Raw genomic sequence first — 8,170 nt, 5'->3', positions numbered from 1 at the left:
TTCGCCGCCAACGCCGCCTGTGTCTCGACTTCGCGCCGGGCCGCCGCAAGATCTTGCTCCAGCCGCACTGCCCGCTCCTGCTCCTGTTGCAGGGAGTTTTTCAGCTTCGCCGGGGTGCTGTCTGCCGCCTGCTTGAGCTGGCTCGCTTCAGCGTTCGCCTCGGCCCGCGTCTGCATCTCGACAGCATCCTGGACCGCAGCGAGATACCGCTCGATCTGCTCCCTTCGGTTGCGCTCCCGTTGCAGGAAGTTTCGCAGCTCGACCGTGTCACTGTCGGCCGGCTGATTCAGCTTGCAGGCCTCGGCGGTGTCCTTCGCCGCTAGCCCCGACTGCGTCTCAACTTCGCGCCGTGCGTTGGCGAGCTCGCGAGCCAGCATCTCGGCTTTGCGGTGTTCTTGCTCGAGAACCTGCTGCAGCTCCCGCGTATCGCTCGTTGTTGATTGCGCAACCTGCACCGATCTGGCGCCGACCTGGTTTGCCTGCGCGTGCCGCGCGTCAGGTAGAGCCTGCGTTTCCGACGCCAAAGCCGCTGAGAGGCAAGCCGCAGTGGTCCACACGACCGCGCATCGCAGGCCCGCGGTGGGGTGCTTCGTGGGCTTTCGAGCAATTGGCGCCTCGTCCGAGCCGCCTAATGCATCAGCAATCACCTGCCGCATGCTGACATGCCCCATCCCGATCGGTCACCATACCCTTCGGCGGCAGGCAAAGTCTATTCCTCGCAAGGACGATCCTGGCCTACCCCTTTCGGGTTAGGCTTTCTAGATCGTCCGACTATGGAAAGCGCGCGACCGGCCTGTATTTCACCATCCTTCCCGGCTTCGCGATGCGCGCTGGGGTCTTCAACAGAGGTTTTGAAGAAGTGGCCGCTGACCAGCGCTATTGCCCGAATGCGAAGTATGGCGCGTCTCTGAGAAGGTCGGCAGGGTCAGGGTAGACCGGAAGCCGCTCGCCCCGGCCAGGCCGACGCGATTGAACCTGACGCATCTCAATGGCCCGCGCACAAAGGCGATAAGGTGCTAGTCTTCGGATCTGAATTAGAAAGTCTGAGCGAACATAGTGAGCAAGCACATCATGACCATCCGCAAAACCGTTACTTTCGTCGAGGAGATCAACAGCGAGTACGGCGCGCCCGTCAGCCCTCCGCTGCGACGCGTTGCGATCGCCGCCGTCTTCGAGAACCCGCTCGCCGGCAAGGCGGCCGGCGCCGACCTCAAGCCTCTGATCGATTATTCGGTCGGGCTCGGGTCTTCGCTCACCAAAGCGGCGCTCGCGACGTTAGGCGCGAGCCCGGCACAGCTGCGCGCCTACTCCAAGGCGGCTTTAGTCGGCATCGGCGGCGACCTTGAGCATGGCGCCGCAATGATCCATCCGAGACTCGGCATGGCGATGCGCGGCGCGATCAAACGCGGTCGCGTCATCATTCCGGGCCACGCCAAGGTGGGCCCGCCAGGCACGCCCGTGGATCTCATCTATGGGCCGCTCGACGAGGGTTGGGATCTCGATGCTTTCGATTCGACCCCAGTGCTGATCCATGACGCGCCGCGACCACACGAGATTGTCCTTTGGATCGGCTACGCCACAGGTCCGCGCGTCAACGCCCGATGCAAGGGTCCGGATCAGAAGGAGGTCGATGCGCTCGTCGCATCCTTCGCCAACAGCTAGTTGGATCGACTCTAAAGCTAGCGCAGGCCGGCAAGGTGATCAAAAAAAGCTGCGGCGGGAGAGCCGGAACTGGCCCTGACGACCAACATCAAAACTCCTCTCCACGTCGGCTGTCAGGGGGGTAGACCGGAAATGGCTGACGTCACGCGACTCGCGAGCAGGCTTTGGAAACTGCGCCCCGGCAGGTCGTCGTCAGCATATATTTTGGCACAAGGAGGTGCGTGATGGCGGCAACAGCGACCCAGGTCCTTCTTGATACCCGGCGGCGGAGTTCCGGCTTCCGGCCACCGACGGCAAGACTTACGCGCTGAACGACGTTGCGGGCAAAAAGGGCACGGTCGTCGTCTTCATCTGCAATCATTGCCCCTTTGTCAAAGCGGTGATCGACCGCATGGTTTCGGACACCTGCGTGCTGATGTCGGAGGGCGTAGGCTTTGCAGCGATTTGCTCCGGGGGCGTCCCGAGAGCTTGTCGAGGCCATGCGTGCGATTGCGACCACCGGTGTCGCGCCTGCTGACCAAAAGGCCTCTATTGGCTGCTCGATCGAATGAAAGGACGAATAAAGCCGAGGCCTAAGCGCCCCACCGGCTACAGAAAACGTTTTTCGCACGTCGGCTACTCATCTGCCGTTACTGCGTTGCAGGCGAAACATCTTTCAAAAAGTAAATAGTAGAGTTTATGCAGACCTGCGGCAAACGTCAGCTGCTCAGCGTGAAGCGGAAGGGAGCTGGCAGATAAGGCCGGCTGACCGGGTCGAAAATGACCCTGGCTGCGTGAAAGCGTTGGCTGCCGCTGCTATGATTCTCTCGTGATTCTGCGAGGAATTGATGAGGCGCTTCGTTGAGGTGGCGCATCGTGGGCAATGGACGCCATTGCCCATCGACGAGAGCCTTCGCGACTGCGTAAAGATGGCCGGGATCGCCGCGTAATTGGTGCTGGATGCGAGACTTGACGACGGACAGCTGAGCTTTCCCGTATTCCATACGCCGAGATGCTGACGAGCTTGGAAAAAGAATACGACGCCACTCGGCACGGCGAGAGGCTGCCCGAATGAAGCGCCGGTGCCGATCGTATAGGAAGCGTAACCGTCGGCGGTTGGCGACACACGCGGTAGGGAAGGCTCAATCGAGCTGGTCTAGATTAGATTAAGGGCATCACGGTTTAACTTGGGTGTGATGCTGCGCATGCCAGACCTGCCCGCCGACGACCACAGACGCCGGCGGGTTTTTGTTTTGGGCGCGGGATCCCGCGTTCAATCCTTAACGTCAGGGTCGAATCTTCTGTCGCGAACGAGATCGATCGCCTCGGGCAAACATGACGCAATCCTCGCCCAATGGGTTACCGTCGGCTGCCAATCGAGGGGCATCAGTCGCGGTCGCGAATAGCCGGAGATCACCCGAAAGGCGTCGCCCGTCCAATATCCGATCGCAACCTCACTCTTGCCTATGAGCTTGAGACTTGGCGGTTGGCCGGCTGCGGACACGATCAACAGCAGGCGCTCCTTCGCCGGTGGCGTTCGAAGTGGATACGCGTTCCATTCGATTGTCTGTAACGTTCGCTGGGTCACGGCCGGATTTGCTCCGGTAAGGCGGTGACGAGCAAGGGCGCGAGGGGTTCGGTCCTGCGCTCACACCGGGAGCGCAGAGCTCAAACCCGTCAGTTTAGCCGGGCGAGTTTTCCTTTTGGTCTTACTGGACGCGGCGGGCTGGCGATCCGTTTCTTTAAGCCGATGTTCTAAAGTTGCACCCGGTTCCGCCGGCCGCTGAAGCCGCGCGGCCCAACGTTGTTCGGACCTTCTTTGAAGGTCGAGAGGAACGGTACACACTACCCACCTCCGATCCTCCTGCTCAGGCTCCTCAACGCGCGTTGGGCCCGAAGGATCCGAAACGGCGCTCTCGGGCTTCGGGTCCCGCGCTTTTCGTCACGACCAAGGTGGCTCCTCGCTAGCGTCTGTCTTCTCGGCAACTGTGACGCCCGCCCAATGCAAGCCTGTCAACAATACGGCTTTTACAGACACAGGATTAAGATCAAGATCCTTGAGATTTGGAGGGCGGACCTCGGGCTGTGTGCCCTTCAACTGGATCGCCACGTGCAAGTGCTGGCAAAGGTGCTCGACAATCCGATTGACCTGATCGTCAGTCATGTTCGCCCTCTCTGCTTATCCGTCCTGATCTTCCCGCAAAAGTTGATCCTGATCGTCCCATGTGCCGCCTAGCCAAGAGTATCGGGCTTGGGAGCGCCTGTGTCACGAGCAGGCGGCGCGCGCGGGTCTCGGAGATCGCGCGGAAGGCCCTGGCAGCCATGGAGCGCGATGCAGCATGAACTGCCGGCGCCGATCATATAGCAAGCGCAACCGGCAGCGGCTGGCGAGACACGCCGAGGCGACTTGGGCGCAATAAATCATTAACAATTATGGCCGATAGCCGTCGCCGTGACCATTCAGCGACGGCTTTTTGCCGCGGGCTTGCCGCTAGATCGACTGAGGAATCACGTTCGATCAATCGTTCTTTTTGTTTCAGGAGATTTTGAAATGGCTATTGGTACAGTGAAGTGGTTCAACGCGACGAAAGGATATGGCTTCATCAAGCCAGACGAAGGCGGGCCGGACGTGTTCGTCCATATCTCGGCTGTTGAAAGGGCTGGATATACTGGTCTCGCTGAGGGCGCCAAGATCAGCTATGAGCTTGTCACGACGCGGAATGGCAAGACGGCTGCCGAAAATCTGCGCATCGGCTGATTGCCTATCCCATGACCCTTCAAAGTATCGCGTTTGAAGCGGACGTAACTCGCTGCGTCCACTGCGATAGGAAGGCTGAGCTAATGTTTAGCATCACCAGCCCGAAGGACGGCCGAACGCTTCGCATATTTCGCTGCGAATGTGGAAAACTGACTGCCGAGAACCGCCGCTCAAAGTAAGCGCGGGTCTTTCGGCTCGCGCCCGACTGTCAAAAAAATTACGCCGTCGGGCTCGAAATATTGTGTCCCGGCGGCGCCTGGTACTGGGCCCCTGAAATCCCCCAGCGCTGTTAGAATTAGCAGGCCCGGAGCCGAGCAAGTGTGAGCTGGTTCACTCTCGGGTCGTTCTTTGCAATGGCTGACGACCACGGCAAGCGGCCCACACAGCAACCAATCATTAACCCTACAAGCCCATGATCTAAAGCGATTTTACGTGGACAATCGCACAAGAGATCGTCTGCGGGAACGGCTCTTCCTTGTTTATTGAAGGCGAGAACGCAGTGGCCGACACAGCGGATAAAGAATCGCAAGCTGAAGCGCTGAGTAATCAAACGCAGCTCGACAAACAGCCTTCAGTACCGAACGCGCGGTCCAGTCGAGTGCTGACGATAGTTGCGTCCTTATCCGTTTTAGTCCTCGTCGGTGCGGTGGCGGCAGCATATGCTTGGCCGATTGATATTACTCTGCCGCATTTCAGTATTTTCGCTGAACTGTTTCCACGCGAGATGGCTCCCGCTCCGATACCGGATCCCCTCAGCGCCGCGCTGAAGGATATTCATTCGGTTCAACAGCAAAATTCAGCCGCGCTGCAGGAAAATGGAGCTGCTCTGCAACAAAATACAGCACTGTTGCAGCAAGGCGCAGCCGCTTTGGATTCCCTCAGGCAGGGCTCCACAGCTCAACAGACGGAGCTGAAAAGAATATCCAATCAACTGTCTTTGCTAGTTGCGCGAATGGACACCCTACAAAATGCGGTGACACCGCTGACGACCTCCTCCATCCCACATCCAAAGGGTGGCGCCCGGGACGCATCTCGCAAGAGAACATCTCGGCTGCCTAAACCGGTCGGGCCTTTTTCGGTTGGAGGTGCCCCGTTGAGTCCTGCCCCGGCACCAGGATCTGGCGCAGGATAGGTTCGGCCGTGTCGGGCTTCAGTCGGCGACCACACCAAAAGGCTGAGGGCGTTGACGGAGGCGTAACAGAAGTTTGACCCAGGGCTAACGGTCGCATCTTAGGTTCAAGCTTCGTCGTCAATCTGTGTCGGCCAGCCTATCGATAACCTAGTTCAAAATCGCGACAACCGAGAACAGACGCGCGGGGCTTCGGTCCGAGTGGTGGGGCCGCCAGGCTTTCCCCGGCGGCCCGATTGCTCGAAGCTCAATCCCGCGAAAGCAGCAATTGGCCTGGCCGAAAAGAGATCAGCCGCTGCGTGAAAAAATTCCCGACGCCGCGAGGTGCCGAGTCTAGGATTCATCGTCGCCGGAGAGGACGCGCATCAGCGCTTCCCGCTGCCAGCGGCGCTGTTTGGTCTAAGCCGGCCAAAATATCTGCGCGATCGTGCAGACTATCACTGCGAGGAGCAAGATCGCCCACCAGGCAATTGAACACCTTTACCGCAACGAGCGCCCGCGCCACTGTCCCCGCCTGCTCGATCTAGGGCGTGGACTCACAACGCGGGGCCAGCCATAGTCGGATGGATGCGAGTTGAATGAAGGCGAGGTAGTTGGCGGCAAGCCTATCATAGCGCGTCGCCACCAGATGACGCTGCTTGATCCTATTGAAGAACCGCTCCACCCGGTTGCGAGCGCGGTAGAGATACGGGCTGAAGCAGACCGGATCGCTGCGATTGCTCTTCGGCGGGATGTTGGCCCACGCGCCCTTCTTCATGGCAAGCTCTCTGATCCAGTCGGCGTCATGGCCACGGTCGGCAAGCAGCATTGACCCGGATTTCAGACGAGACAGCAGTTTTCCGGCAAGTCGAACGTCGTGTGCCTCGCCCGGGCTCAATGCCAGTCGCACCGGCAGACCATTGCTATCGACCACCGCGTGGATTTTACTCGTCAAGCCGCCGCGTGACCTTCCCATCGACTGGCGCCGATTTCTGGTGATGCAGGCTCCATGCTGATGCACGCGAACAATCGAGGTGTCGATCATTTGGACAGTGGCATCGTGGGCAGCAGCAAGTGCTTCTATGATGCGGGCCCAGACACCAGCCCGCCGGCAACGGACGAAGCGGTTGTAGCATGTGGTGTACGGACCAAACATCTCGGGCAGATCACGCCAAGGTGCTCCAGAGCGCAAGACCCAGAAAATGCCATTGAAGACTACGACGGTCGGTAACCCGAGAACGGGCACGCGGCTTGTTCGGCAGCATGGGCTTGATGGCAATCCATTCATAATCGGCCGAGTTCGTAGCGCATGATTCGAGCTCCCGGTTTGGAAGCTTGAATCACAGGGTCTGGCCAGACGCAACGCTTCCGGGCAGGCCCCGGTTGGACGCTTACGGGTAGAAGCGGACATCAGACGCCGACAATCTCCGCTGAAACCGTCGAAAATGACCCACAGCCGACGCGCCGGCTGACTAGCCTGCAGAGTCAGTCTGTAGCGGGCACTGAGTGATGCTCGTGCGTAATGCGCCAGTTGCCATCGATTTTGCGCAATCCCACCGTGAGCCTGAAAAGGAAACCGTCCTTGTCCATGGGGTTGCTCGACGAATCGGGTCCGCACCACATGATGGCTACTGCGAAGGCGACCGCCGCGCCCGCGGTTATGGCGAGTTCTCGGAAATCAAAGCCCGCGCCGGGTTTGTGATAGCGAAAAAAAGATCCCACGTCTGGGCGTACGCTTCGATGCCCCTGCATTGAAGCGGTGGCGGCAGATCGAACATCACCATTTCTTGATCGTGATGCGCAACGATCGCGGGAAGATCGTGACGGCGGACAGCGTCTGCCCAAGAAGGGTTTTGATCAAGGCTTCTTCGGCGTCGGCATGTTCAGGCATTGTTTGGTTCTCCTGTTGCGAACCTAGGACGCAGAAAGGTCAGCCTATCCGACATCGCCTGTGAACTGTTTTGCTACCGCCTGTCGTGAGATTTGACCCATCCGACGAGAACACAACGGGTGAGAACACCGCGGAATGAGCCGTCGTTGATGTCGCCCGTCGGCCATATCGACGAAACTCTAGCGATTGTCGACATGTCGCCTGCCAGGGGAAGACCGGAAAGGTCTGGCGCGCGGCCGAATCGACGCAGATGACCCATAGCCGACTCTTCGATGGCGGTTCGAGTAGGCTATCGACTGACGTCATTGCAGCCCCTGCTGGCAGCTTCGACGGCTGCCAAGCCCCGATCCTGTTACAGATTTTCCAAGCTTGATTTTGAGGCATACGTTAGAAACACCTTGCTAAGGGGGTTTAAACAGTAGGGGCGTTCCCATGGCTTGGCTCTTCCTCATCGTTGCTGGCCTGTGCGAAATTACCTGGGCAATCGGCCTCAAATACACCGAAGGTTTCACACGCCTCTTACCAACAATCGGCACAGTCCTCGCCATGGCGGCCAGTATTGGATTCCTCGGACTCGCNCTTAAGTCGCTGCCGGTCGGTACGGCCTATGCGGTGTGGACGGNCATTGGCACCGTCGGCACTACGGTGCTCGGAATCTATCTTTTCAACGAGCCCGCGATGTCGCTTAGGCTTGCCTGTATCGGCTTCATTCTCTTGGGCATCATCGGACTGAGACTTACTTCTTAGGCCGTGCGGCGCGATGCAGATTGAC

7 protein-coding genes and 2 pseudogenes are annotated in these 8,170 nt (G+C 59.1%); 5 read left to right on the top strand and 4 right to left on the bottom strand.

The features are described from left to right. Window positions 1–656: pseudogene (locus F758_RS46115) on the bottom strand (hypothetical protein); the annotation flags it as partial. A gap of 415 nt (window positions 657–1,071) precedes the next feature. Here F758_RS46115 and F758_RS0142250 point away from each other — a divergent pair. Both F758_RS0142250 and F758_RS52680 read left to right on the top strand, forming a co-directional pair. Further along, on the top strand, window positions 1,072–1,662 hold the full coding sequence (locus F758_RS0142250; protein WP_035725213.1) for an amino acid synthesis family protein: 591 nt from the start codon (window positions 1,072–1,074) through the stop codon (window positions 1,660–1,662). A gap of 307 nt (window positions 1,663–1,969) precedes the next feature. After that, the gene (locus tag F758_RS52680; protein WP_245286777.1) at window positions 1,970–2,179 is read left to right on the top strand and encodes a thioredoxin domain-containing protein; all 210 of its coding nucleotides are present in this window, start codon (window positions 1,970–1,972) and stop codon (window positions 2,177–2,179) included. A gap of 1,404 nt (window positions 2,180–3,583) precedes the next feature. Here the strand turns inward: F758_RS52680 and F758_RS50590 are convergent. Beyond that, window positions 3,584–3,805 carry a hypothetical protein gene (locus F758_RS50590; RefSeq protein WP_157450543.1) on the bottom strand — a complete coding sequence of 74 codons (222 nt, stop codon included), beginning with the start codon at window positions 3,803–3,805 and terminating at the stop codon, window positions 3,584–3,586. 387 nt (window positions 3,806–4,192) lie between these two features. Here F758_RS50590 and F758_RS0142230 point away from each other — a divergent pair, with 387 nt between their 5' ends. Together F758_RS0142230 and F758_RS49085 are read left to right on the top strand one after the other, a co-directional pair. Next, on the top strand, window positions 4,193–4,399 hold the full coding sequence (locus F758_RS0142230) for a cold-shock protein (protein ID WP_024513410.1): 207 nt from the start codon (window positions 4,193–4,195) through the stop codon (window positions 4,397–4,399). 475 nt (window positions 4,400–4,874) lie between these two features. Beyond that, entirely contained in the window at window positions 4,875–5,531 is a 657-nt protein-coding gene (locus F758_RS49085) for a hypothetical protein (RefSeq protein ID WP_157450541.1), read from the top strand. 520 nt (window positions 5,532–6,051) lie between these two features. Here F758_RS49085 and F758_RS49080 read toward each other — a convergent pair. Further along, window positions 6,052–6,818: pseudogene (locus F758_RS49080) on the bottom strand (IS5 family transposase). 174 nt (window positions 6,819–6,992) lie between these two features. Beyond that, window positions 6,993–7,259 (bottom strand): nuclear transport factor 2 family protein, encoded by a 267-nt coding sequence (locus F758_RS53715; RefSeq protein ID WP_084306162.1) that lies wholly within the window; start codon window positions 7,257–7,259, stop codon window positions 6,993–6,995. A 571-nt stretch (window positions 7,260–7,830) separates the two neighbouring features. Here F758_RS53715 and sugE point away from each other — a divergent pair. Then, on the top strand, window positions 7,831–8,145 hold the full coding sequence (sugE, locus tag F758_RS0142210; protein WP_024513408.1) for a quaternary ammonium compound efflux SMR transporter SugE: 315 nt from the start codon (window positions 7,831–7,833) through the stop codon (window positions 8,143–8,145). Window positions 8,146–8,170: the final 25 nt, after the last annotated feature.

The sequence above is a fragment of the Bradyrhizobium sp. ARR65 genome (genome assembly GCF_000472385.1).
Taxonomy (GTDB): Bacteria; Pseudomonadota; Alphaproteobacteria; order Rhizobiales; family Xanthobacteraceae; genus Bradyrhizobium.
The sequence above is the reverse complement of the archived record's forward strand: the minus strand, read 5'-3'. Positions and strand labels throughout refer to the sequence as shown.